Annotated in this window: 23 protein-coding genes; 15 read left to right on the top strand and 8 right to left on the bottom strand. The window is 26.7% G+C overall.

Annotated features, from left to right (window positions below; genetic code table 11):
* The first annotated feature begins 102 nt into the window (after positions 1–102).
* Positions 103–1,653 (top strand): nitrite/sulfite reductase, encoded by a 1,551-nt coding sequence (locus tag ATCC9714_RS09920; RefSeq protein WP_057545165.1) that lies wholly within the window; start codon positions 103–105, stop codon positions 1,651–1,653.
* Positions 1,654–1,753: 100 nt separating this feature from the next.
* On the top strand, positions 1,754–2,713 hold the full coding sequence (uvsE, locus tag ATCC9714_RS09915; RefSeq protein WP_054631689.1) for a UV DNA damage repair endonuclease UvsE: 960 nt from the start codon (positions 1,754–1,756) through the stop codon (positions 2,711–2,713).
* Positions 2,714–2,739: 26 nt separating this feature from the next.
* Here the strand turns inward: uvsE and ATCC9714_RS09910 are convergent, their stop codons facing one another.
* On the bottom strand, positions 2,740–4,404 hold the full coding sequence (locus tag ATCC9714_RS09910) for a glutamine--tRNA ligase/YqeY domain fusion protein (RefSeq protein WP_054631688.1): 1,665 nt from the start codon (positions 4,402–4,404) through the stop codon (positions 2,740–2,742).
* 324 nt (positions 4,405–4,728) lie between these two features.
* Between ATCC9714_RS09910 and ATCC9714_RS09905 the strand changes: the two genes are divergently transcribed.
* Complete coding sequence (locus tag ATCC9714_RS09905) at positions 4,729–6,228, top strand: PAS domain-containing sensor histidine kinase (RefSeq protein ID WP_057545164.1); 1,500 nt, start codon at positions 4,729–4,731, stop codon at positions 6,226–6,228.
* Positions 6,229–6,259: 31 nt separating this feature from the next.
* On the opposite strand, the gene ATCC9714_RS09900 is transcribed toward ATCC9714_RS09905, so the two are convergent.
* The gene (locus tag ATCC9714_RS09900; protein WP_057545163.1) at positions 6,260–6,685 is read right to left on the bottom strand and encodes a DUF3284 domain-containing protein; all 426 of its coding nucleotides are present in this window, start codon (positions 6,683–6,685) and stop codon (positions 6,260–6,262) included.
* 221 nt (positions 6,686–6,906) lie between these two features.
* Between ATCC9714_RS09900 and clpB the strand changes: the two genes are divergently transcribed.
* Together clpB and ATCC9714_RS09890 are read left to right on the top strand one after the other, a co-directional pair.
* A complete protein-coding gene (gene clpB, locus ATCC9714_RS09895; RefSeq protein ID WP_021129498.1) occupies positions 6,907–9,519 on the top strand; it encodes an ATP-dependent chaperone ClpB in 2,613 nt (870 codons plus the stop codon).
* 21 nt (positions 9,520–9,540) lie between these two features.
* Positions 9,541–9,759 carry a hypothetical protein gene (locus ATCC9714_RS09890; RefSeq protein WP_021125550.1) on the top strand — a complete coding sequence of 73 codons (219 nt, stop codon included), beginning with the start codon at positions 9,541–9,543 and terminating at the stop codon, positions 9,757–9,759.
* A 31-nt stretch (positions 9,760–9,790) separates the two neighbouring features.
* Here the strand turns inward: ATCC9714_RS09890 and ATCC9714_RS09885 are convergent, their stop codons facing one another.
* Entirely contained in the window at positions 9,791–10,624 is an 834-nt protein-coding gene (locus ATCC9714_RS09885; RefSeq protein ID WP_057545162.1) for a MerR family transcriptional regulator, read from the bottom strand.
* A 92-nt stretch (positions 10,625–10,716) separates the two neighbouring features.
* Between ATCC9714_RS09885 and ATCC9714_RS09880 the strand changes: the two genes are divergently transcribed.
* Positions 10,717–12,084 carry an MATE family efflux transporter gene (locus ATCC9714_RS09880; RefSeq protein WP_057545161.1) on the top strand — a complete coding sequence of 456 codons (1,368 nt, stop codon included), beginning with the start codon at positions 10,717–10,719 and terminating at the stop codon, positions 12,082–12,084.
* Between the two features lie 18 nt (positions 12,085–12,102).
* Here the strand turns inward: ATCC9714_RS09880 and ATCC9714_RS09875 are convergent, their stop codons facing one another.
* On the bottom strand, positions 12,103–12,612 hold the full coding sequence (locus tag ATCC9714_RS09875; protein WP_021129494.1) for a thioredoxin family protein: 510 nt from the start codon (positions 12,610–12,612) through the stop codon (positions 12,103–12,105).
* Positions 12,613–12,746: 134 nt separating this feature from the next.
* On the opposite strand from ATCC9714_RS09875, the gene ATCC9714_RS09870 reads away from it, so the two are divergent.
* On the top strand, positions 12,747–13,109 hold the full coding sequence (locus ATCC9714_RS09870; RefSeq protein WP_021125544.1) for a DUF4870 domain-containing protein: 363 nt from the start codon (positions 12,747–12,749) through the stop codon (positions 13,107–13,109).
* Positions 13,110–13,139: 30 nt separating this feature from the next.
* On the opposite strand, the gene ATCC9714_RS09865 is transcribed toward ATCC9714_RS09870, so the two are convergent.
* Positions 13,140–14,099, bottom strand: coding sequence for a calcium/sodium antiporter (locus ATCC9714_RS09865; protein WP_057545160.1), 960 nt, complete (start codon positions 14,097–14,099; stop codon positions 13,140–13,142).
* Between the two features lie 155 nt (positions 14,100–14,254).
* Here ATCC9714_RS09865 and ATCC9714_RS09860 point away from each other — a divergent pair, with 155 nt between their 5' ends.
* From ATCC9714_RS09860 to ATCC9714_RS09845, 4 genes are all read left to right on the top strand, one after another.
* Positions 14,255–14,578, top strand: coding sequence for a hypothetical protein (locus ATCC9714_RS09860; RefSeq protein ID WP_057545159.1), 324 nt, complete (start codon positions 14,255–14,257; stop codon positions 14,576–14,578).
* A 158-nt stretch (positions 14,579–14,736) separates the two neighbouring features.
* Complete coding sequence (locus ATCC9714_RS09855) at positions 14,737–16,149, top strand: MATE family efflux transporter (protein ID WP_057545158.1); 1,413 nt, start codon at positions 14,737–14,739, stop codon at positions 16,147–16,149.
* Between the two features lie 858 nt (positions 16,150–17,007).
* A complete protein-coding gene (locus ATCC9714_RS09850) occupies positions 17,008–17,544 on the top strand; it encodes a hypothetical protein (RefSeq protein ID WP_055331382.1) in 537 nt (178 codons plus the stop codon).
* Positions 17,545–17,551: 7 nt separating this feature from the next.
* Entirely contained in the window at positions 17,552–18,733 is a 1,182-nt protein-coding gene (locus ATCC9714_RS09845) for a WD40/YVTN/BNR-like repeat-containing protein (protein WP_057545157.1), read from the top strand.
* Positions 18,734–18,960: 227 nt separating this feature from the next.
* Here the strand turns inward: ATCC9714_RS09845 and cysS are convergent, their stop codons facing one another.
* Positions 18,961–20,370 carry a cysteine--tRNA ligase gene (cysS, locus tag ATCC9714_RS09840; protein ID WP_057545156.1) on the bottom strand — a complete coding sequence of 470 codons (1,410 nt, stop codon included), beginning with the start codon at positions 20,368–20,370 and terminating at the stop codon, positions 18,961–18,963.
* 363 nt (positions 20,371–20,733) lie between these two features.
* Between cysS and ATCC9714_RS09835 the strand changes: the two genes are divergently transcribed.
* From ATCC9714_RS09835 to ATCC9714_RS09820, 4 genes are all read left to right on the top strand, one after another.
* Positions 20,734–21,156 carry a hypothetical protein gene (locus ATCC9714_RS09835; protein ID WP_021125530.1) on the top strand — a complete coding sequence of 141 codons (423 nt, stop codon included), beginning with the start codon at positions 20,734–20,736 and terminating at the stop codon, positions 21,154–21,156.
* A gap of 23 nt (positions 21,157–21,179) precedes the next feature.
* The gene (locus ATCC9714_RS09830; protein WP_057545155.1) at positions 21,180–22,382 is read left to right on the top strand and encodes a DUF819 family protein; all 1,203 of its coding nucleotides are present in this window, start codon (positions 21,180–21,182) and stop codon (positions 22,380–22,382) included.
* A gap of 481 nt (positions 22,383–22,863) precedes the next feature.
* A complete protein-coding gene (locus ATCC9714_RS09825; RefSeq protein ID WP_021125527.1) occupies positions 22,864–23,229 on the top strand; it encodes a BlaI/MecI/CopY family transcriptional regulator in 366 nt (121 codons plus the stop codon).
* A gap of 5 nt (positions 23,230–23,234) precedes the next feature.
* Complete coding sequence (locus ATCC9714_RS09820; protein ID WP_057545154.1) at positions 23,235–24,485, top strand: M56 family metallopeptidase; 1,251 nt, start codon at positions 23,235–23,237, stop codon at positions 24,483–24,485.
* Between the two features lie 440 nt (positions 24,486–24,925).
* Here the strand turns inward: ATCC9714_RS09820 and ATCC9714_RS09815 are convergent, their stop codons facing one another.
* Together ATCC9714_RS09815 and ATCC9714_RS09810 are read right to left on the bottom strand one after the other, a co-directional pair.
* The gene (locus ATCC9714_RS09815) at positions 24,926–25,399 is read right to left on the bottom strand and encodes a hypothetical protein (RefSeq protein ID WP_057545153.1); all 474 of its coding nucleotides are present in this window, start codon (positions 25,397–25,399) and stop codon (positions 24,926–24,928) included.
* A 21-nt stretch (positions 25,400–25,420) separates the two neighbouring features.
* Complete coding sequence (locus ATCC9714_RS09810) at positions 25,421–26,686, bottom strand: ArsB/NhaD family transporter (protein WP_057545152.1); 1,266 nt, start codon at positions 26,684–26,686, stop codon at positions 25,421–25,423.
* Positions 26,687–26,960 lie beyond the last annotated feature (274 nt).

Genomic DNA, 26,960 nt, shown 5'->3' with positions numbered 1-26,960 from the left:
AATGATTATAATAGAAAGAATCAATTTCTAATTTGTAGAAAAATGTCATAAAATAAAAATACAGGAAGAATACTTTTATTTCATTAGAAAAGGAGACACAATATGGAAAGTTATAAACAAGTATTATTAGATGAAATTCCAGCGTTTAGAGAAAAAGGGCATAAGTTTTTAGAAAAAGAAATGTCTAAGATGGATTTTAAACATGCTTCTGGAGGTATGGGAGTTTACGCTCAACGTGATGGACAAAGCTTTATGATAAGACTTAGAGTTGCATCAGGAATTTTAAATTTAGAACAATTAAAGTTAGTTCAATATTTTTCACATAAATACAATTTAGAGCAAATACATTTAACTACTCGTCAAGCAATACAACTTCATGGATTAACTATAGATGAAGTTTGTGACATAATGGAAGAAGGTATACATAAGGATATGTACACTAGAGGTGGAGGTGGTAACTTCCCAAGAAACGTTGCTATATCACCTTTATCAGGAGTTGATCCAGAAGAAGCATTTGATGTTACACCTTATGCAACAAAAGTAAATGAACACTTTATGAGTAAGATAACTACTTATAAATTACCTAGAAAATTAAAAGTTTCATTTTCTAGTTCACCTAAAGATGCAGCAAATGCTACTATAAATGATTTAGGATTCTTAGCAGTAAAAAAAGATGGAAAAGATTATTTTAGAGTATTTATAGCAGGTGGAATGGGTAAAAATCCTATAAAAGGTGCTGAATTTGATGAACTAGTTGAGCCAAAAGATGTATTATATCATGTAGAAGCTATGACTAATTTATTTATAGAAAAAGGTAATTATGAAAATAAAAACAAAGCTCGTACAAGATATATACTTATGGAAATGGGAGAAGAAGCTTTAATAGAATGCTATAAAAAACACTTAAAAGAAGTTAAGGAAAAATGTAATTTAGATTTAAATTTAACTCCTAAGGTATATGATAAAAAAGGTATAGAATGTAACATAAAGAATAATAGATTATTTAGCCAAAAACAAAATGGATTATATGCAGTTTATGTTCATCCAGTAAATGGACAATTAAAAGTATCAGATTTAGATAAAATAATAGATACTGTAAAAGATATGGAAGATGTAGAAATAAGACTTGCTATGAGTGAAGGATTCTATATAAGAAATTTAAATGGAGAAGAAGCTAAAATAGTTTTAGATTTAACTGAAAACATGACTGGAAAATATAAAATAGAACAAAGTACAGCATGTATAGGAGTACCTATTTGTCAGATGGGTATAGCAGAAAGCCAAGATACTTTAAGAGAAATAATAGATTATTTAAAAGAGCAAAAATATACAAGTGATACATTACCAAGAATACACATTTCAGGATGTACTAACTCTTGTGCAACACATCAAGTATCTCCTATAGGACTTGCTGGTAAGAAAAAAAGAGTTAATGATAAAACAGAAGATGCATTTGAACTTCATATGGGAGGATGCGTAGGAGAAGACAAAACTAAGTTAGGTAAAATATATGGAGATATACTAAGAAAAGATGTTCCAAACTTCTTATATGATATGTCAAAAGCAATAGAAAACTCTAACTTAGAGTTTTATGAATATTTATCTCAAAATGAAAATGAAGTAAATGAAATAGTAAATAAATATTTAGTATAATAAAAAAGAACCCTATAAATTTATAGGGTTCTTTTTTGTAATAATCTTTGCTTTAAAGGAAAAGATAAATCTATAAATTTGTATTTGAAAGGAGAATTGTATGAAGGTAAGGCTAGGATATGTAGCTATAGCTTTAAATTTACCAAAGGTGACTTCATCAAGCACATTAACTTATGCTAGATATACTAAATTAAATAGTAATATAGATAAAATAAATAAACTTAAAGAAGTTACAAGATCAAATATAGAAGATTTAGAAAAAATTTTAAGATATAATATTGAAAATAATATACATTTTTATAGAATTACATCTAACTTAATTCCATTAGGTACACATCCAGAAGTAAACTTTCAATATAGAAAGTATTTCAAAAAAGATTTTGAGTATATAGGCAAACTTATAAAAGATAATAATATGAGGGTTGATACGCACCCTGATCAGTTTAATGTAATAAATAGTTTACGAGATGAGGTTGTAGAAAACACTATAAAAAGTTTAAAATTTCAAAGTCAATTATTTGATGATATAAATTATAAAAATGGGAAAATGGTAATTCATATAGGTAGTTCACAAGGTGGAAAAGAAGAAAGCATTAAGAGATTTATAAATAATTTAAAGTATTTTCCTAAAGAGGTTGTAAGTAGGTTAATTTTAGAAAATGATGATAAAGTATTTAGTGCTAGAGATGTACTTAATATATGTAAGTTTACAAAATTACCTATGGTTTTAGATGTTCATCACCATATATGTAAAAATGATGGAGAAAAATTAAGCGATATAATAAATGAGGTTTTTGATACTTGGAAGAATGAAGAATTACCTCCAAAGATTCACTTTTCAAGTCCTAAGGAATTTGATAAGGATAGAAAACATGCAGATTTTATAGATAGCAAAAGTTTTATGGATTTTATATACTTAATGAAAGAAAAGAGCAATAGAAATTTTGATATTATGATAGAAGCTAAGAAAAAGGATTTAGCATTATTAAAATTAGTTGATGATATAAAATATTTAGATAAAGATATAAAATTCATAGATAATTCAACATTTGAGATATAAAAAAGCTCCCTATAGGGAGCTTTTAATTACTTTTTAGGCTTAAATGAGCTTTTTAAAGGAACTATTCTGTTAAACACTAATTTGTCCTCAGTAGTATATTTATCATCTACATTAAAGAATCCATGTCTTACAAATTGGAACTTATCTTGAGGCTTAGCATTTTCTATAGCAGTTTTTTCTACAAGACCTTGAACAATTTCAAGTGAATTTGGATTAATTTGTTCTAAGAAGTGTTTACCTTCATTTTCTGGAGCATCGTCTAAAATTAATGGCTCAAATAATCTAAACTCACAAGGAACAGCAGAGTTAGCATCTACCCAGTGAATTGTAGCTTTAACTTTACGGCCAGTAAATCCAGAACCACTCTTAGTTTCTGGGTCATAAGTACAATGAATTTCAGTAACATTACCATCTTCATCAGTTATGAAGTCATTACATTTAACAAAGTATGCACCTTTTAATCTAACTTCATTACCAGGGAATAATCTAAAGTACTTTTTAACTGGCTCTATCATAAAGTCTTCTTGTTCTATATATATTTCTCTAGAAAATGGAACTAATCTCTTTCCTTTAGTTTCATCTTTAGCATTGTTTTCTATTTCAAGCATTTCTACTTGTCCTTCAGGATAATTAGTTATAACTAACTTAAGAGGCTTTAATACACCCATAGCAAGTGGAGCTTTAGGTTGTAAGTCTTCTCTTACAAAATAGTCTAACATTTGGCTATCAACAGTAGAATCTGCTTTAGCAACTCCTATTTCATTACAGAAGTTTCTTATAGCTTCTGGAGTATATCCTCTTCTTCTTAGACCAGCTATAGTAGGCATACGAGGATCATCCCAACCATCAGTTACACCTTCATCAACAAGTTGCTTAAGTTTTCTTTTACTCATAACAGTATTTGTAAGATTTAATCTGGCAAATTCTATTTGACGAGGAACTTTAGGCATTTCACATTCAGCTACAACCCAATCATATAAAGGTCTTTGATCTTCGAACTCTAAAGAACATAGAGAGTGAGTTATTCCTTCTATAGCATCTTCTATTGGATGGGCAAATGCATACATAGGGTATATACACCACTTATCACCAGTATTATGATGGTGAGAGTGAGATATTCTATATATTGCAGGGTCTCTTAAGTTTATGTTAGGAGAAGACATATCTATTTTAGCTCTTAATACTTTTTCTCCATCTTTAAATTCTCCGTTTTTCATTCTTTCAAATAAATCAAGATTTTCCTCAACAGTTCTATTTCTATAAGGACTTTCTTTTCCAGGTTCTGTTAATGAACCTCTATATTCTCTCATTTGTTCTGCATTTAAATCACATACGAAAGCTTTACCTTTTTTTATAAGTAAAACGGCTCTTTCATACATTTCATCAAAGTAGTTAGAAGCAAAGTATAAGTTAGTCCAATCAAATCCTAACCACTTTACATCCTCTTTTATAGAGTTTACATACTCTACATCTTCTTTTACAGGATTTGTATCATCGAATCTTAAGTTTACGTTTCCTTTAAATTCCTCAGCTAAACCAAAGTTTAAACATATAGATTTAGCGTGTCCGATATGTAAATAACCATTTGGTTCTGGAGGGAAACGAGTTATGATAGTATCATGTTTTTTAGTTTCTAAATCATTAACTATTATGTTTCTTATGAAGTTTGATGACTTATTTTCATTTGACATATTCGTTACCTCTTTATCTATTAAATTTTTATTATTATTATATAATTACTATTATTTATAATTTTAATTCAAATTGGGAAAAAAATAAAGCTTTAGGAGTTAATTTATTACATATATAGTAAAAAATATGGCAAGAAAATGATTTCATATGACGAAAATTAATTAAATTTTAAATTTAAATTTTAAAAAAATAAGGTAAAATTAATAATCCACAGAGTTATTAACAAAGTATAAACAATATTAACATTATTAACATTTTAATAATGAAATCTAAATATAAATTTGCTATAATCTAATTAGAGTATTTTTATTAGGGGTGGGGTAATGGAAGATTTTAAAATTTATAGTAAATTATTAAAAACATGTCCTTCACCATACATGTATGGTGAAGTTGCAAAAAATGAGGACGAAATAGTTACTGACTTTATAATAAAAGACTTAAATGATAAAACTTGCAAATTATTAAACATTAAATTTGATGACATATTAGGAAAAAGTATAAATGATATACTTCCCAATATAGTAGATAAGGCTCTAAAAGTTGGGGAAGATAAACAAATATATATAGAAAAGCTAGATGGATGGTACAACATATCTTGTAATTCAATATCTGAAAAAGGACATATTATATGGATTACAGAAAATAATGAAATTAATAATTTAAGAGCAATTCAGACCTTAGCTGACGCAATTCCAGATTACATATTTTATAAGGATAAAGAAAGCAAGATAATAGGATGCAATAAAAGTTATTCACAAGATTTATTAGAACTAGATAGAAGCGAGATAATAGGAAAAAGTGATGATGAATTGCCTATTGTTAATGAAAATTGTGAAAATTATAGAATTAAAGATTTAGAAGTTATCGAATCTAATACAACTAAAACTTATTATGAACAAGTTACTTTAAAAAATAACGAAGTAATACACCTTGAGACTATAAAAACACCTTTATTATCATCAAATGGAGAAGTACTAGGATTAATAGGAATTGCTAGAAACATAAATGAACGTAAAAAATATGAAGAATATTTAGAAAAAGCTAGATCAGAAGCTTTAGCCAATATAGCACATGAACTAAGAACACCACTAAATCTTATTTTTAGTTCAGTCCAAATGTTAAATCACAGATATAAAATTGTGAATAATAAAACAAATCAAAAAGATAGTAGATATTTAAATATAATAAAGCAAAATGGATATAGGTTATTAAAACTAGTAGATAATTTAATTGATTCGACCAAGTTAAATTATGAAAATGTAGAGTTTAATCCACAAAATTATGACTTAGTAAACTTTATTGAAAGTATATGTGAATCAGTAAGTGATTTTGCAAATCAAAAGGGAATGAATGTAATATTTGATACTGATATAGAAGAAAAAATTGTTGGGTTTGATTTAGATAAAATGGAACGAATTATATTAAATTTACTATCAAATGCACTTAAGTTTAATAGACAAGGAAAAGACATAGAAGTTACAATAAAAGATTTAAATGAAAATATACAAATTAGTGTAAAAGATGAAGGAATAGGAATACCAGATTGTGAAATATATAAGGTATTTGATAGATTTAAACAAATAAAAAATAAAAAAGTAAATAGTAAGGTAGGAAGTGGTATAGGATTATCATTAGTAAAATCACTAGTAGAACTTCATGGTGGTAATATTCAAGTAGAAAGTAAATTAGGACAAGGTAGTGAGTTTATAGTGACTATTCCTAATACTATATGTAGTAAAAAAGTAGACATATTAGATAGAATAAGTTTTAAAGAAAAGTTTGTTCAAAAAATAGAAGTTGAATTTTCAGATATATATGCATAAAAGTGGATGCTCAAAAAGAGTCATCCACTTTTTATATGTTTGATTCTATATTATTAACTATATGATTAAATCTTTTCTTTACTTTAGATGAATAAAAGAATTTTGTGATAGAGTCTAGTATTTTGTTTGGATTATTGTTATTTATAAATTTTTCAACAGAGACCAACTCTGTTTGATTATTATCTAGCTTATTTAACATATACCTAGATATAAATGTTTGACCTTCCGTAGTGAAAGTTATCTCATAAACTTTATCTTTTTTTAAATCCGTTATTTCTAAATAGGAAGTTGATATATTTTTACCTTTAGAATCTCTTTTAACATTTTTAGTTGTTTTACATCCAATAGGATTTTTTAAATTTATTTTTTTAAATGTATCTTTAGCATTATCTAAAAATACATTAAAGATTTTATCTGGATTTGCATTTATAATTTTTTTATTTTCATATTTTATCATGTAAGTTCCTCCAAAGTGATAATAAAACGTTTTCTAAGTGAATTATAACATAGTTTACAGTAAATAATAAATTTAAATTATAAATTTATTTTTATAAAGGATAATTTTTTTAAATTAAAGAAAAATTAGAAAATATTAACATTGACAAAATCTGTTTAAATAAATATGACAGTGGTATAATCATACCAACATAAAAATTTAAAAGTTTGGAGGAGTTTTTTATGGAAGTAGATAAAATGACACAAAGAGTCCAAAAAAGCTTAAATGATGCTTTTAGCGAAGCTGTTAAAAATCATAATCAACAAGTAGATACAATACATTTACTTTATGCATTAATAGACCAGGAAGATGGATTAATACCTAGAATAATAGAAAAAATGGGAATATCTGTTGAAGGCCTAAAAGCAAGTGTAAAAACTGAACTTTTAAAACTACCTCAAATACAAGGAGAGGCAGCTAGTTCACAAGGTGTGGTAGCTACAAGAAAGTTAAATGAAGTATTAATAAAATCAGAAGAAATTTCTAAGGAATTCAATGATTTATATATAAGCGTTGAACATGTATTTTTAGCTTTAATAGAGTTAGAAAAACATTCAAACATAGGAAAAATATTTAAGCAGTTTAATATAACTAAAAATAGTTTCTTAGAAGTATTATCAAAAGTTAGAGGAAATCAAAGAGTAGAAACTCAAGACCCAGAAGGAACTTATGATGCACTGGCTAGATATGGTACAAATTTAATTAATTTAGCTAAGAAAAATAAGCTAGATCCAGTTATAGGTCGTGATGAAGAAATAAGAAGAGTTATAAGAATTCTTTCAAGAAGAACTAAAAATAATCCTGTACTTATTGGTGAGCCAGGTGTTGGTAAAACTGCTATAGTAGAAGGATTAGCAGAGAGAATAGTAAGAGGAGACGTTCCAGAAGGACTTAAAGATAAGATTATATTTGCCCTTGATATGGGATCATTAATAGCAGGTGCAAAATTTAGAGGAGAGTTTGAAGAAAGACTAAAAGCAGTTTTAAAAGAAGTACAAGGTTCAGATGGAAAAATAATATTATTTATAGATGAGATACATACAATAGTTGGAGCTGGAAAAACTGATGGTGCTATGGATGCAGGGAACTTAATAAAACCAATGCTAGCACGTGGAGAATTAAACTGTATAGGAGCTACAACATTTGATGAGTATAGACAATATATAGAAAAAGACAAAGCTTTAGAAAGAAGATTCCAACCAGTAATAGCTGATGAACCTAGTGTAAGTGATACTATATCTATACTTCGTGGGCTTAAAGAAAAATTTGAGATTCATCATGGTATAAGAATACACGATAGTGCTATAGTAGCTGCAGCTAAACTTTCTGATAGATATATACAAGATAGATACTTACCAGATAAAGCAATAGATTTAATAGATGAAGCTAGTGCTATGATACGTAGTGAAATAGATTCTCTTCCAACAGAACTTGATATTGTTAGAAGAAAAATATTTACATTAGAAACAGAAAGAGAAGCGCTTTTAAAAGAAGATGATGAGGCAAGTAAAAGAAGACTTGAAAAACTTCAAGATGAACTAGCTGAGCTTAAAGTTAAAAATGATGACTTAAGTGCTATATATGAAAAAGAAAAAGCTCATATTATGAATGTAAGAAATCTTAAAGCAAGATTAGATGAAGCTAGAGGAGAAGTTGAAAGATATGAAAGAGAGTATGATTTAAATAAAGCTGCTGAATTAAAATATGGTATAATACCAAATCTTGAAAAAGAAATAAAAGAAGCAGAAGATAAAATGGAATCAGATAATTCAACTTCTTTACTAAAAGAAGAAGTAACAGAAGAAGAAATTGCAGAAATTGTTGGTAAATGGACTAACATACCTGTTACTAAATTAGTTGAAAGTGAAAAAGAAAAACTACTTAGACTTGAAGATGAACTTAAAACTCGTGTTATAGGTCAAGATGATGCAGTTATTGCTGTAAGTAATGCAGTTATACGTCATAGAGCTGGGCTTAAAGATGAGAAAAAACCTATTGGATCATTTATATTCCTAGGACCTACAGGAGTTGGTAAAACAGAACTTGCAAAAACATTAGCTAGAAATTTATTTGATAGCGAAGAAAATATAATAAGAATAGATATGTCTGAATATATGGAAAAACATGCTGTATCAAGACTTATAGGACCTCCTCCAGGATATGTAGGTTATGAGGAAGGTGGACAATTAACAGAAGCTATTAGAAGAAATCCATATTCTGTAATATTATTTGATGAAATAGAAAAAGCACATGAAGATGTATTTAATCTATTCCTTCAAATACTAGATGATGGTAGATTAACTGATAACAAGGGTAAAACAGTAGACTTTAAAAATACTATAATCATAATGACTTCAAATATAGGGAGTTCATACTTATTAGAAGATGGTGATAAATTTGATGGTGAAATTACAGAAGCTACAAAAGAACTTGTAATGAGTGAAATGAAGAGAAGATTTAAACCAGAATTCTTAAACAGAGTTGATGATATAATCATGTTTAAACCTCTAGATAAAGAAGGTATAAGAAAAATAATAGATATATTCTTAGATGATTTAAGAAGAAGATTAAGTGATAGACAAATGACTCTTAGCATAACAGAAAATGCAAAAGATATTTTAATAAAAGAAGGTTATGATCCTATATATGGAGCTAGACCACTTAAGAGATATATTGGTAATGTATTAGAAACTAAGATTGCTAAGATGGTAATAGCAGGTCAAATATATAATGGATGTCATATAGTTATAGATGGTAGTGATGATAATATAGATATTAAGGTTGAAGATAAATAAGCACAAAGGAGTTGGCATCAAGTGATTAAAGTCATGATGAAGGATGGTAGTGAGTATGAATTAAATTATAATCATACAAATGAGTTTATAGATAAATTTTTAAAAGGTAAATTAAATGAAAATGGTGAATTACCATCTAAATTAGTAAGCATATTAGATGGAGTTTATATAAACTTAAGTGCTATATCTTCAATAGAAGAAGAAAAATATATAACTGGAATGGACGCGTTAATTCCATAAAAAAAGGTGTATCTAATAGATACACCTTTTTTTATAAATCATATATATCACTTAGTAATTTAACTGGAATTTGAACTTGGGTAACGTACTCATCTTCAATAGAGGTTTCATATATATCAATTTTATAAATTTCTAAAGGATCGCCTAATATAGTATAATTATTAAACTCTATAAATTTAAATAACATAGGAAGTATTTTTCTTATTTGTTTATAATTTCCTTTATATGTATAAGTAACATAATAGCCTTCATCAATTATAAAATCATAATTTTTGGCATCATCATCTAATAAACAAAATATATATTTATAATTATTAAAAACTCCTTTAGTAACACTTTTAGTATCAAATACAGCTCCAAAGTTACTGTTTCCTAATACATAAAATTTATCATCAAATTTTTCATTTAATCTTTGAATTAAATAGTCTACGTTTTCATCAAAAGTAACATTAGAATTAACTGTAAGAACTTTTCTCTTAGGCATATATAAAAGTTCTATTCTGTTGAAATTAGTGTGTTCTACAGTATTATTGATTGAGCTTAGTCGCTTGTGTAGACTTTCTTTATGAGATGATAATTCCTTTAATTTTTCATCAATAAATCGAACTTCTTCTAATAACATTTCCCTTGTAGTATCTACATTTCTATTTTCTAGATATTCTTTAATTTTTTGCATAGAGAAATCTAAGCTTCTAAGTTCTTTAATTAGATTTAAGTTACAAATATCTTTAATAGTATACATCCGGTAAGAATTAGTGTCTCTACCTGGATTTAAAAGACCTAACTTTTCATAGTATTTTAAAGAATCTCTACCTAAATTATATATTTTAGATAATTCTCCAGTTTTATAGTACTTTCTTTTCATGAAAACCACCTCAATTTAAAAAATTTTAAAAAGTGTTGACTTGAGTATTATACCATAGTTTATATTTACTTTGTGGAAAGGAGAGGAAGATTATGGAGAACATGAAAGATTTAAAAACACAATTTAAACAATATGTAATACCATCAGTAGCATCTATGTGGGTATTTTCACTATACTCTATGGTTGATGGAGCTTTTGTAAGTAGAGGAGTTGGAAGTGAAGCGTTGGCTGCTGTTAACATATCAACACCATATATAAATACTTTATTTGCTTTATCAGTTTTACTATCAACTGGGGCATCTACTATAGTATCTATGACCTTAGGAAAAGGAGATAATAAAAAGGCAAGTGAATATTTTACTTTAAATACTGTTTTATTAGCTATTATATCTATTTTTATAACGGTAATAAGTTTACTTAACTTAGAGAATATAGCCATATTTTTGGGAGCAACAGAATCTACATTACCTTTAGTTAAAGGATATTTGGGAAATATCATTTTGTTTGTCGGATTTTATTTAGTATCTTATGGATTAGAACTTTTAATTAAATGTGATGGATATCCACACCTATCTACCATAGGAGTAATAATAGCTGCCATAACCAATATAGTTCTTGACTATATATTTGTAATACAATTTAAATGGGGAGTTGAAGGAGCTGCTTTAGCAACGGGTATAGCTAGAATATTATCAGTAAGTTTCTTTATAAGCCATTTTTTAAGAAAAAGAGGAAAGCTTAGATTTTGTAAATTTAAATTTGATTTTAATTTTATAAAAAGAATTATATTTATTGGGATACCAGATTCTATGACAGAAGCTAGTTTAGCAGTTGTCATATTATTATTTAACCAAAGTATATTAAGATTAATTGGTGAATCTGCTTTGGTAAGTTATAGTGTTATATGTTATATAACAACATTAGTTCTTACAACTATGTTAGGAATTTCTCAAGGACTTCAACCTATATGTAGTTATTATTATGGAAAAGAAGATGATAGATCAGTTTTAAAACTTCTTGATATGAGTATAAGTTATATAAAAAAATCTTCAATAATTGCATTTTTACTAGTTATAATATTTGCAAATCAAATTGTTGCTATGTTTATTGATAAATCAGATATGAGTTTATTTTTATATACAGTAAAAACATTAAGAATATCATCTGTAGCATATTTAATAATGGGATATAATGTTATAATATCTGGTTTTTGTGTTGCAACAGGTAAGGCTATACATGCTAGTATAGTATCTCTTGGAAGAGGTTTAGTAGTAATTACTTTAAGTTTAATTATCATGACTTTTATATTTGGAGGAAGTGGCATATGGATGGCAACTTTTGTTTCAGAAGCTATAGTTCTTGCTATCTCAAGCATTATATTAAGAAATAATAAATTAAGAATTAAAAATAATATAAAATCAGATATGTATATGAATATAGATGAAAAAGTACTAGAATAATCTAGTACTTTTTATTAATTATTTTATATTTAAAATTTCAAGAAAATCATTTACTGTATCTGATAAATATTTTCCTTTATAATAATCTATTTTTACATCTTCAAAATTTTCAAATTTAAGAACTGCCTTAGGTCTTTCTTCAAATACTCCTATTATATTAAAATTTTCATCTAAAAAAACAATTGTAGGACCTTTGAAATTATCTTTTTCGATACCTAAAGCTTCACTTAAAAATTTCTTTCCTCTTCCCATAGTTATAACTGATATGTCAAAGTTATCATTAATATCAGCAAATTTTTTTAATACAGAAATATTTAGTTGAAAATCTGGACACCAAATTTCTCCTGAAACTAAACATTTTACCTTATTATCATAGTTAGAAATTTTATTGAAAATATCTTCATCTAAATTTATACGTGATGTATTTTTAGGTATTCTAGCTCTTTCAGATTTACTTCCTCCCCCTACACAACTTTCAAAACTTTCGCCAACATTGTATAAATCTTTAATACTCATCTCAATTGCCATATTATACCTCCAACTTATATCTTATAAAAATTATATCTAAATAATATTAATTAGTAAATGCTTATATATATTGACGATTTTAAATATATAGTTCAAAATATATAAAGTAATGAGTTTAAGAAAGGACGATATATATGGACGAATATAAAAGATGCACAAAAAATGAAAGTTCTATTATGATGATTATTACACTAGCTATTATGTTTTTAAATATAGTAGGAGTTATAATTGCTTTTATTGCATGGAAGATATATGGAAAGGATTCTCAGTTTATAAAAAGAAATGGTTTAAGAGCGATAGATTTTTATATATCTTTTGTAATATACGAACTTATAGTTTTACTTTTATGTGTAATTAAAATTGGAACCTATTTATTGCCAGTAATGACTATTATTTATGCAGTTATACTTATAATGGCAATAATATCATACTATAAACATAAGGAATTTAATTTTCCTTTAAATCTTAGAATTTTAGATAGATTAGGTGTTAAATAAAAAGGAATGAGATAACTCATTCCTTTTTATTTAACGCATTATAGTATATGTCATATAAGCAAAATATACTATTATAAATAATATACCTTGAGCTTTACTAAGTGAATTATTTTTCTTAATAAATATATATAGTAATATTGTTATGGCTGTCATAAATATAGTATCTATGAAAGCTACTAAACTTATAGCCATTGGATGGATTATAGCAGCCAATCCTAGTACTAGTAATATATTAAATATATTTGAACCTATTACATTTCCTATTGCAATATCTGTTTCACCTTTTCTCACAGCTATTACAGAAGTTACAAACTCAGGAAGTGATGTTCCCATAGCTACAATTGTAAGACCAACTAAATTAGCACTCATACCAAATGAAGTTGCTATGCTAGATGCAGAATCTACAACTAAATCACCACCATATACAATCCCAATTATACCTACTAGACAAATTAATAAAGTTTTAGGCATAGATACAGATTTAGAATCAGAATCAGGAATTTCTATAGCTATGGCTGTTTCTCCACTAGAAACTTCATTATTATTTTGATTTAAGTTTGATTTTATCGTATTTATTAAAAATACTACAAATAAAATTAAAAGTATTAGTCCTTCAAATCTACTTAGTTTTAAACCAAAACAAAAAACAACAAGTAATGCACTTATAAATATTAAAAATGGAGTATCTTTTTTTATAGTATCCTTTTGAACTGGTAATTTAGCTATTATAGCTGATACGCCTAGAACGATAAGAATATTAAAAAAGTTAGATCCTACAACATTTGCAATACTCATATCATTTTGACCTGCAAGTGAAGATGAAATACTAACTGCAGCTTCAGGGGCACTTGTTCCCATAGCTACAATAGTTAAGCCTATAAGCATAGGAGGAACATTAAATTTCTTAGCAATAGATGATGCTCCCTCAACAAATATATCAGCTCCTTTAATAAGAAGAACAAACCCAATTATTAAAATTAAAAATTGCATAAAAACCTCCCCTAAAAATTGAATTTACATAAAAGATAGTATAGCATACTAAAATCTAATATAAAATACTTCTATAAATATATATATACCAAAATCAACAACTTTTAAAATAGATTTACATATAATATAAAAAAAGAAAAAAAGGGGCGTTGTAAATGGTAGCACTTGGATGTATTCTTGTAGGATTAGGGATAGGATTAACTCTAGGAAATATGCAAGAGACCATAGTACTATCCTTAGTTGGACTTATAGTAGGAGCTTTTTTATATACAAGGATGGGGGTGTATATACAATTAAAAATTAATAAAAAAGTAAAGGTAGCTATATACATCGCAATGGGTATTTTAATTGGAGTTTTAGTTGGAGTTATTACAGGTTATATGAAAGGTTCTATAATGATTGGAGTTGGAGTAAGTTTTATTGCTATAGATATAATGAACTTTACTAGGTATAGAAGGAATATAAAAAATAAGAATTAAGATAAAAAATTAGATATACCAAAAGTGAAAACTTTTGGTATATCTAATTTTTTATCATATTAATAAAATTATAAATATAAAATTCACCCTATGAGTACATAAATATTAAAGATTGATATAATATTTAGTGAAAGTAAAACTAATATTGGGGGGATAAAATGGAGGCTAAGACTCAAATAAGTCAAAATGAAATAAGAAAAACCATACAAATAATGGTGCTTCCTATAGTTATAGAAAGTATACTTCAAATGACATCTGGATTTTGCTTAACTGGTATGATGGGAAGATTAGATCCGGTATCTATAAGTGCTTTCAGTTTAAGTAATAGAATAATTAATATAACCTGGGCAATTTTAAGAGGGATAACTATGGGTAGTGCAGTATTTGTGGCTCAGGCATATGGATCTAAAAATACTAATCAAATAAAATATATAATAAAGCAGACTATTATTGGACTTAGCATTTTAATTTTTATCATCCAACAATTTATATTTTTAAATACCGAATTTGTATTATCTATATTTAATCCAAGTAATGATTTAATGATTATTGCATCTAAGTGTTTAAAAACTTCTTCTTGGTCATTATACTTTATGAGTATGATGCTTATCTGCACATCTAGTTTACAGTCTATGAATAAAGCCAAAATTTCTATGAAAATAGCTATGTCCATGAATATTACAAGTATAATTGTAGGATATTTATTTATATTTGGAAACTTTAACATGCCAAAGCTTGGAGTTCAAGGAGCAGCTATTGGTACTTTTAGTGGATATTTTTTAGCTTGTTTTTATGGTATGTACTTAATGTTTAACAGTAAAAAAGGATATGTGTATTTTGGAGAAAGGGTAGAAAAAATAAAGTTTAATCTAAAAGAATTCTTAAAAGGATTAAAACCTGATATTAATCAAATTAAAAACGTATATAAAATAGGAATACCAATATCCATTGAAAACTCTTTTTGGCAATTATCTACGATTATTTTAACTCGTGCAATACTAAATTATGGGGAAGTAACTCTTGCAGCATATCAATTGGGACTTCAAGCAGAGTCTATATCTTTTATGCCATCAAATGCTTTTGCAATAGCAGCTACAGCCTTTGTAGGCCAGTGTGTAGGAGCTAAAAATGAGGAATTAGGTAAAAGTTATATGAAGGAGTTGTTTAAGTCTACAATAATAATCACTTTAATAACTTCTATTCCTTTAATATTTTTTCCAAAACAACTTATGTTGATATTAACCAATGATAGCCAACTTATAGATATATCAGCCAAATATTTAATAGTTATGGGAGTTATACAACTTGCAGGTAACTTAGGTGGAGTAATAAATGGAGCGCTTAGAGGTTCTGGATTTACAAAATTACCAATGATTATATCTGCTATTGGGATATGGGGAATAAGAGTTCCATTTACTATATTTATAGTATATTTTACAAAGCTAGATATTCAGTGGGTCTGGGTAGCTATGGGACTTGATGTTTGTATAAGATGGGTTATTGGGTATTTTATTTATAAGAAAAAAGATTTGTATTCTTCTAAAGATAAATTTGTCGAAGCTTTAGAATAATAATTAAAATGATTATTTAAAGTAGGTCGCTTGGATAGATATATAAGTTTCGCTATCAAAGCTGAAAATTCGTTACGACAATGGCACCGACATAGTTGCTTAAAAAATGCTTTGAAATATATCTAAAATTTATATATCTATCCTTCGCTACTTAATATTATTGTGTTTTTATAAATTTTATCCAATAAATAGTATATAAATAGGTACTAAAATAGTAAAAATTTCAGATGAAAATAAAAAGATTGCTTCTTTATTTATATTATTTTTATGACTTTTCCAAGAGTTAAGACCATTCAATAAAGAAATACCTAAAAGTGAAATAGTAATTAGAATTTCAAAATTACCCATCAATCCTAGTATTGATATAATAATTACAAAAACTACTAATAGCATTTTAAATAATTTCATTGTATCGAAAAAAAGAGACTTGAATTACCATAATAAATTCAATAAGTTTATACATAGAGCTATTTTTAGTTGGTGAATTATTCAATAAAGTTTATAATATAAGAAAGTTCAGAATTATTATATATTATCAATTTGATTGTAGGGGAGGAAAATGGGAAGTGTTAACGATTTCTTTGAGGGTATTTTATGTATCAATATTGTAAGGAATTGATTATTAGAGAATGAGCAGAGGGTCTTAAAAATGTACAAAGAGGTTGGTTAGTCGAAAGTCATCCGTAAGAGCTGTGTCAGATAGAGTTATGACTGCAAAAATACAAGACCTGGTTGTGAAAGAAGAAATGGAGGAAAAGGCATAGTCAAATGTGAATTGAAAAATACAAGCTATAGATGGACTTACAATGATATATTATATTTTAAAAATGAAGTAGAATTAATAAAATGGGGGATATGATGGAAATAAAATATACAAATAATCGTGAAGATTATATTAAGGGGTATGAAAAAAGAAGAAAGTTTACTTTAAGAAAAGATGTATTTCTACTTACATTAAATATGCTAGCACTAATGGGAATCACTTTTTACTTTATCAATGAAATGTCTAGCTTTTACAATATAGAAATTTCATTATATTTAACTGTAATATTAATTATAGCAACACTAATTATAATAACAACAATACTTATGAACAGAATATCTAAAAAAATCATACAAAAGTTTATTGATAAGCTAATAGAAACAAGAAATAGTACATTAGGGTCAAAAATAATAGAAGTAAAGAATGATGTTATTATACATAAAGGTGAGAAATCATATGTTGAATACAATATAAAGGCTATTGATAATATTTATGAAGAAGATGATGTATTAGTTATTTGTATACAAAAGATAGATCCTATAATACTAATACCCATAAATTCTTTTGAAAGTAAAGAAGTAAAAAATCAATTTATTAATCTAATAAAACAGAAAAGTGGATATTTAAGGTAGGTAAAATATGAAGAAGAGTATAAAATTTATAATAGCTATAATATCAATAATTATTATGGTGTGTTTATTTATTGTGGGCTATTCAATATATAAAAAGCATGAAATGGATAGCTTAATAGATGTTACAAATAACTTTTTTAATGAATACGCAAAAAAAGGTGAAGCTTCATACGAAGAAAAAGGGATGAAGGCAGTTTACACAAACAAAGAAACAGAAATAGTAGCAGGAGATAAAAATGAGTTTATGGCAATGGTTTATTTTGATGTAGATGTAAATGTAAATGGTGAAAAAGATTTTACATCATCCTATCATAAAATGAGAATCAAAAAAGATAATAATGGAAATTATACCTTGATTGATGAAGGCAATATGGTAGATAGAGACGGCTTAGAAATAGTCAATTACTCAAATAAACAAAAACAAAAAGATAATTTAAGTGAAATAAAAGAAGAAATAGATAAAAATGAAATTAAAAAAAATTTAGGTATATATTATCAAATGACTCCAAATGGTCTGGAATTAAGCTATAATAAACAGAAAGATTGGGTAAGTGTTCCAATACCTAATGAGTATTTGATTTCGGTTTTTGATTTTGATAATAATAAATTAAAAGAAAATGCCTACTATATAAGCCACAAAAAAACGGCATTCATATCTAATTTTAATTCAGATATATTAATTACGGTTACAAATGATAAAGGTAAAACTTGGAATAAAATCAAATTAAAGGATACTTACCAAGGCGGAGATTTATTTATAGGATTTAGTAGCCAAGATACTGGATATTGTGTTATAACTACTGATGTCGCTATGGGTAAGCAGTATAGTTACATATATATAACTACTGATGGGGGTAAAACTTTTAATGAAATTGGAAATACAAATGAAGTTTATCCAAGAATAATTACAGGAGTAGGATTTTTAGATGAGAAGATAGGTTTTGTTGGATTTAGATATGAAAATAATAATAATCCTACTGTATATAGAACTGAGGATTCAGGTAGTACTTGGGAAAAGCTTGATATAAAACTTCCTGCTGAGTATATAAGTGACTATGCAACTCCTCTTAATCTTAAATTTGAAAAGGATATTATAATGCTCCCTGTAAAACTTAGAGATAGTGATAAAGTAATCAATTTCATATCTAAAGATAAAGGTTTGACTTTCGAATATAGTGAAAATAAGTAAAGATAGCATTTAATAAAATCTTTACTTAAGTATAAGGATTACTTATTTTAAAAATTATTAATAATACAAACTAATCTATATAAAGTTTATTAAATAACTATACCTTAGTAATAAAGGAAGAAAAATTACTATGGTATAGTTATTTTTATATTTTAATTTTTATATTAACCATTTTTATTAAATATACTATTATTCTTAGTCGGGTTTTTCTTAACTCTTTTATTTAGTTAAAGTATATTCCATTTTGTTCCTTCTTTAGTATCTAGTATTTCTATGTTTTCTTTTAATAAAATATCTCTTATTTCATCTGATTTTTTCCAGTTTTTATTTTTTCTATATTCACTTCTTTCTTTTAAAAGATTTTCAATCCAATTTATTTTTTCTTGGCTTAAATTTAAATTATTACTACTTACTAAGTTTAAACCAAATACTAAGTCAAAGTTATCTATTAAGGTTTTCTTTTCTAAGTTATTTGAATTATTATCTTTTATAACATCAAATAATACAGTAAACCCATTGGATATATTAAGGTCATCATTAATTTGATTTTTAAATTTATATATATAATTTTTTAGCATAGATTCGTTTATTTTTGAATTTTCATCTATGTTATCAAGTATAGTTTGAATTTTACTTTTTAAACTTAAGAAAGACTTGCTAGCTTCTTCTAATCGTTCATAGCTAAAGGCTAGAGGCTTTCTATATTTAGATTGAAGAACATAGTATCTGTATACAAGTGGATCAAATTTATTTTCTATCAACTTATTTAAAGTTAAAAAATCTCCACTAGATTTGGACATTTTGCCGTTATCAACTACTAAAAACTCACCATGCATCCAATAGTTTACCCATTTATGACCAAGTGCTCCTTCTGATTGTGCTATTTCGTTTGTATGGTGTACTGGAACATGGTCTATTCCTCCACAATGAATATCTAGATACTCTCCTAAGTACTCAATAGCCATTGCAGAACATTCTATATGCCAACCTGGAAAGCCTACTCCCCAAGGTGAGTCCCATTTTAAAATATGATTTTCATATTTAGAGTTTCCAAACCAGAGTACAAAATCTAGTGGATTTTTCTTAAATTCATCTACCTCAACTCGATTGCCAGCTTGAAGTTCTTGGATACTTAGGTTTGCAAGCTTAGAGTAGTTGTCAAATTTATCTATTGAAAAATATACGTTGTTATTGGCTATATAAGTGTATCCTTTTTCTTCTAAAGTTTTTATTAAATTTATAATGCTTTTTATATGTTCTGTAGCTCTTGGTATTTCATTTGGAAGTATTATATTTAATTTTTCTAAATCATTTATAAAAGCATCTTCATAAAATCTAGCTATTTCTAAAACACTTTTACTTTCTCTTTTTGCTCCAAGTTCCATTTTATCTTCACCATCATCAGCATCTGATTGTAAGTGACCAACGTCTGTTATGTTCATTACATGTTTTACTTCATAGTTATTGTACTGTAAAACTCTTTTTAAAGTATCTTCAAATATATAAGTTCTTAAATTTCCTATATGAGCAAAATTATATACAGTTGGACCACAAGTATACATTTTCACTTTCATAGGTTCTATAGATATAAATTCTTCTACTTGCTTAGTTAGGGTGTTATAAAGATTTAATTTCATTTTGCAGCCTCCTTGTTATTTATATAAAAAAACTACAGAGAAGCTATAGTTTTTCCTTAAAATAAGAAAAACTACAGTTTGCCTGTAGTTGGTTTTTAATATTATTAGATAAATATAATTAATTGATATTAAAATGGGCACAGGTCTGTTGTTAGTTTTAAGTTTTTATTCTTTTTAAAATAACAACAGTAACAGTTCATCATATTAATATCCTCCTTTTATAATTATTTAATTTTATAATATGTTATTTTTATCAAAAATGCAATTATTTATTTAAATATTTTGATTATTTCTTATTTTAGATTGTAAATGAAATGTAATATTGATTGTATTAATTAAGTATATTTTATAGAGGTGATAAAAATGAAAAATAATATTATGGACAAAGCAATGCAAAGCTATTTTAAGTATTTAGGAATAGCCAATATAATTTTTTACTGTATATACTTAATAAACTCTAAAAACTCAGCTTTAGGATTAAGAGATGTTATATTTATGATAATAGCTTCAGTATCGATGGTTTTAATTCCTGTATTATATTTAGTTATTATGACAAAGCAAGAGAAACTACAAAATGTACATATGTATATGAATATTATTATAGTAACTATGTGTTTTGACATATTATTACTAAGTATAGGAAGGAAGTTTAGCCTAGTGTATCTAATTAAATCTATAGTAGTATCATTATTTGTATTTACGCCAGCAAGAATGGCTATATCAACATTAATTGGATTTGTTATAAACATACCTAAGAAATTAATGTTTAAAAATGCTTCCAATTAAAATTTGTTAATGGAGGAGATTATATGAAGAGCTTTATAAGCCCCGATAACACTTGGGTACTATGGGCTATTATAACAGGATGGGCTGCTTTTAGTATTTATTTAGAACAAAAGTATGATTGGGCATCTAAGGTATCTGGAGCAATTATAGCACTTATAGGTGCTATGGTATTATCTAATTTAAATATTATACCTGTAGAAGCACCAGTTTATGACCAGGTTTGGGGGTATGTTGTACCATTAGCTATAACACTTTTATTGTATCAATGTAATATAAAGAAAATAGGAAAAGAAAGTGCTAGGATTTTAACTATATTTCTAATAAGTTCTGTAGGAACTATGATAGGTGCAATAGTTGGGTACTTAGCTCTACATAAAATAATACCAGATTTAAATATGGTAGCGGCTATGATGTCAGGTTCATATATTGGTGGAAGTGTAAATTTTGCAGCAATGTCAGGGGCTTTTGATGTGCCAGGAGATTTGGTTTCAGCAGCAGTAGTTGCAGATAATTTGTTAATGGCTTTATATTTCTTTGTATTAATGGCGATTCCATCGGTAGCATTTTTTAGAAAGAAGTTTAAGCATCCTCACATAGATGAAATGGAGAAGCTAGATTCAAAAGATGGTGAAACTATAGCTGCATCTTATTGGGGAAGAAAGGAAATATCTTTAAAAGATATAGCTTATGCAGTTGCAAGTGCATTTGTAATTGTTGCTGTATCCACAGAATTAGCAGGATTTTTGAAAAGTGTAATACCAAATACAAATCCTATATTAGCTATGTTTAATAGTATTTTAGGGAATCAGTATTTAATAATAACTACTTTAACTATGTTGCTTGCTACTTTTGCTTCTAAGTTTTTTGGAGATATAAAAGGAGCACAGGAGATAGGGACTTTCTTGATTTATATTTTCTTTGTAGTAATTGGAGTTCCGGCTTCTATACCTTTAATTATTCAAAAGTCTCCACTTTTACTTTTATATTGTGCAGTGATGGTTATTATAAATATGGCTATAACATTTACGGCTGCTAAGTTATTAAAATTTGATTTGGAGGAAGCTATATTAGCCTCTAATGCAAATATTGGAGGACCGACAACAGCTGCGGCTATGGCTATTTCTAAAGGGTGGACTAAGCTTATAGGACCGATATTAATAGTAGGTACATTAGGGTATGTTATAGGGAACTACTTTGGATTGTTTATCGGAAATATTTTGATGTAGGGAATATAGAGGGTAGTTAGATTAATTATATGGATAAAAAAGTTAAAAAGGTATAACTACAATTGATTTTAATTATAGTTATACCTTTTTAACTTTTAAAATATAAACTTTATAAAGTGAGTTTAGACCAACTTATGAGTTTTTTTAGAGGTAGATATACTAAATTTTTGTAAAAGGTCATCCCATATATCGCCTAAGCTACAGCATAAAATCAGCTCAAATACTCCAATATAAAAAATATATATAGGTAATATTAGTAGATATTTTTTTAAATTACTATTAAATTTTATCATTATATCACCATCCAATTTATAGATTACTATATCTATAGTATACATCAAATATAGGCTTATGTTTAATTGTTTTCATCTGAATAAATATGTCTATTAATGTTGAAGGGAATTTATTGACGAGTAGACATATGCCGTACTACACTTTAAGTATCAGGTAGACAACTGCCGTAAGAAGGGGAATGTTAAATATGAAAAAAATTCCTAGAACTGAGTTTCAAGTAATGAAGTTTATATGGGCTCAAGAAGATTCTAGAGTTGCATCTGTAGATATTACAAAATTTATGAGTGAAGAATATGATTGGTCAAAGGGGTCTACATCAAAAACTCTTATAAGATTAGTTGAGAAAGGATTTTTAAAATCAGAAAAAGAAGGTAGACAAACCTTTTATTACTCACTAATTAGTAATGAAGAGTATTTAAAATTTGAAACGCATGACTTCTTTAGCTTTATGCATAATAACTCTTTATCTAGTATTATATCAGCACTTGATGAGTCTAAAGATATATCAGAAGAAGATATTAAAGATTTAGAAGAGTGGATAAAAAGTAGGTAACTATTATGAGCTATATAATAATAGATATTTTAAAAACCAGTATAGTTATAAGTTTTCCAATTATATTGATAGCTTTATTAAAAAATAAAGTTCTAAGCAAATATACTTATAAATTAAACTATATATTTTGTATTTTGATAACTTTGAGAATGATTTTTATATCAAATATAGAAGTATATTTACCTTTTGAATTTTTAAAGAAGAAAAATGATGTGAACTTAAAAAGTGTAAATTACATAGCAGGAGAAAATAATAATGTAGTAGATTATATTAAAATAATATTTTTTATTTGGCTAATTGGAGCAATTTATGTTGTGATTAGAAATACTTACAAACAAATAGTATTTTATAAAAAGATAGAAAATATAACTTACAAGGCTACTGAGGATAATATAATTAAAAGTCTAGAAGAAGAAAAGAAATATTTAAATATTAAAAAAGATATTGAAGTACTTAAGGTGGATGGTCTTTCTTCACCTGCTTTAATAGGTATTATAAAAAATAAAATAGTAATACCTAACAAAGATTATGATACCGGACAATTGAGGTGGATATTTAGACATGAATTAACTCATTTTAAAAGAAAAGATAATTTGTTAAAGCTAATTTTAATGATTTCTTGTTCAATACATTGGTTTAATCCACTAGTTAAAATATTAAAAGTATGCTTTGAAGAACAATGCGAGTTATCTTGTGATGAAAGGGTAGTTACAAGGTTTGGTGAAAATGATATAAAAGAGTATTCTCTTGTATTAGTAGATACATTACGATATAGAAATACTCTTAAAGCCACTGTGTTTTCATCTCAATTTAACACTAACGAAATAAATTTAATTAAGAGGAGAGTAGAAGGAATGTTAAGTTTAAAAAAACGTAAAAAGGGAACTATTATGGCGATAATTGTATTTAGTATATCAGTATTTTCAATTCTTTCATTTAATGAAGTTAAAGGTGTAGATGAAGTATATGCAAATGAATCTATATCACATGAAAAAAATAATGAAGATAGTAATGTAGAAGTTAATAAAAGCTATAAGGATTTAACAGATGAAGAGATTTTAATGAATTTTGAAAATAATAAACCCCAAGGTACTATAAGTCTTTATGAAGATAAAAAATCTAAAGACTTAACACAAGAAGAAAGAGACAATGCTTTAAATCTTTTATTCTCTGGGAAATATAGTAAGGTGTATGTAGGATCAGATGGAACCATGTCAATTAATTTAGAGCATCTGAAATCAAAAGTTAATAAATAAGTTAAAGTATGGGTAGAGGTGGGTTTAAATGTAGGATCTAAGTAAATCGATACTTATAGAAGCTATGAGATGAATTTATAAATATATTCTAATATATAGTTCATGGATTTAAAAAGCATTAGCTTAGCTAAACAAGTTATTAGTTAATTCTAAACTTTTTAAAGATATTTAGTATATGGTTAAGGTAGGAGTAAATATGGCGACTACCTTAACTGTATACTTAAATTATTAATCGTATATATTTATATATTATATCGGTAAGTCAATATATTTATTAAATATTTCGTTAATACAAAATACATAAGAGTAGTACAAAAATTATCATCCTAAAAATAATATTCTTATAATATATAGGTACATACGTATATTGTTTTGAAATGAAAATTTATTGATCATATTAAAAAATAGAAAATCCAATAATATATATTATTGGATTTAATCTACTTAGAATCAATATTAATTTTGGGAGATCTTTTTTTAGAATCATCGAATAAGTTTAAAATGTCATCAAGCTCTGATTTTAATTTGTATAAATCCATTTTATCTATATTATAATTTAAAAATAAATGTTCTATATCAAAACAAATAGTATTTAGCTCACTTGTGATTTCTAGAAATAAATTGAAATTATTACTGTTTTTAGCGTTATTAAACTTTTTAATATCCCTTTCTATAAAAGAAACAACCTCATATTCCTTTTCAAAAACTCCTTCTGGAATAGGGTAGGGCTTTATTCTTTGCAAGAAATATTTATTTTTAGTATTTATATTATAAGTATATAAAACCTTTAAATTATCGGCGATTTCAAACTCAATAAAATAAAGCAGTCCATTAATTTTTCTTATACCTGTAGCACCTATATATCTAAGTCTAGCCTCTATAGTGTCTCCGTAAGCATTATTTAAAATACTCATACTAAACCTCCTAAAATTTTATTAAAAACAAATTAATAAATAGAATGTTGAAATTACTATAGATAAAAGCATAAGTGGAAAACCTATCTTAAAATAGCTTTTAAAGGATACAGGGTAACCATTCTTATCTCCTACATTAGATAAAACAATATTAGCAGAAGCCCCTATTAAAGTACCATTTCCTCCTAAACAAGCGCCTAGGGATGTAGCCCACCATATAGGAGTAACGTCAACTCCTTGAGCTTGCATAGTCAATATTAGTGGAATTAAAGTAGCTACGAATGGGATATTATCTAAAAATGATGATATTATTGCAGATAGCCAAAGAATTACTAGCATAGTAAGGGCTAAGTTTCCACTTGTTGCATCTATTAAATATGATGCAATAAAGTCTATTATTCCAACTTCTACAAGACCGCCAACTATAACAAATAACCCTCCAAAGAAAGCAATAGTGGACCATTCTATACTTGAAAGTATCTCGTCTACATCTTGTTTTCCTATAAACATCATTATAGTAGCACCTGTTAGGGCAATTACACTAGATTCGATATGAATTATGTTGTGAAGAACAAATCCAAGCAAAATAAGTATAATCATAATGATACTTTTTATAAGTAGTGGCTTATCTTTTATAGCTTTACTTTCATCTAGCTTTAGAATTTCTTCTTTGTATTTATCGTCTACGTAAAGATGCTTTTTAAACATAAATCTAAAGCAAATAATAGTAAAAAATAAGATGATTATAACTACGGGTCCTAGATTTATTACAAAGTCTATAAAGCTTAGGTTAGCTGCACTACCTATCATAATATTTGGAGGGTCTCCTATTAGTGTAGCTGTTCCCCCAATATTAGAAGCTAAAATCTGTGTAATTAAAAATGGAACAGGATTTATTTTTAATATCTGGGTTATAACTATAGTCATTGGGCCTATTAGTAAAACTGTAGTCACATTGTCTAAAACTGCTGATAAAATTGCTGTTAATATTATGAAGCACAGCATTATCTTCCAGGGATCACCTTTGGATTTTTTTGCCGATAAAATTGCTACATACTCAAATAAGCCGGAGTTTTTAACAACGGATACGAGGAGCATCATACCTATTAAAACTCCTATAGTGTTAAAATCAATATGTGAAACACCGTGTTCAAAGGATACTATGTTGAATATAACCATAAGCAAAGCACCAGTCATAGCAGCAACGGCTCTGTTTATCTTTTCAGATATAATAGCAAGCATAACTAGTGAAAATATGCAAATTGCTATTATTTGATTGATATCCATTATATCGCCTCCTAACTTAAAATTTAAAGCTATAATAGAGTATCGTTAAAAGTTTGAAAAGGTGTTAAAAAGTAATGAAGTTTTATAAAAATAAAGAAAATAGATTAAAGAAATTAATAAAGTGAAGTGGACTATGGATAGATATTGAAATTTTATTAATATGATTAAAGTTTCTAGTTGTTAGATAAAAATATTTAAATATATTAATAGATAGGATTTTATAAAACTTAGATTAAAAATATTTTTATATTCAATAAAAATTTTAGTTAATATT

The organism is Paraclostridium sordellii (assembly GCF_000953675.1).
Taxonomy (GTDB): domain Bacteria; phylum Bacillota; class Clostridia; order Peptostreptococcales; family Peptostreptococcaceae; genus Paraclostridium; species Paraclostridium sordellii.
The sequence above is the reverse complement of the archived record's forward strand: the minus strand, read 5'-3'. Positions and strand labels throughout refer to the sequence as shown.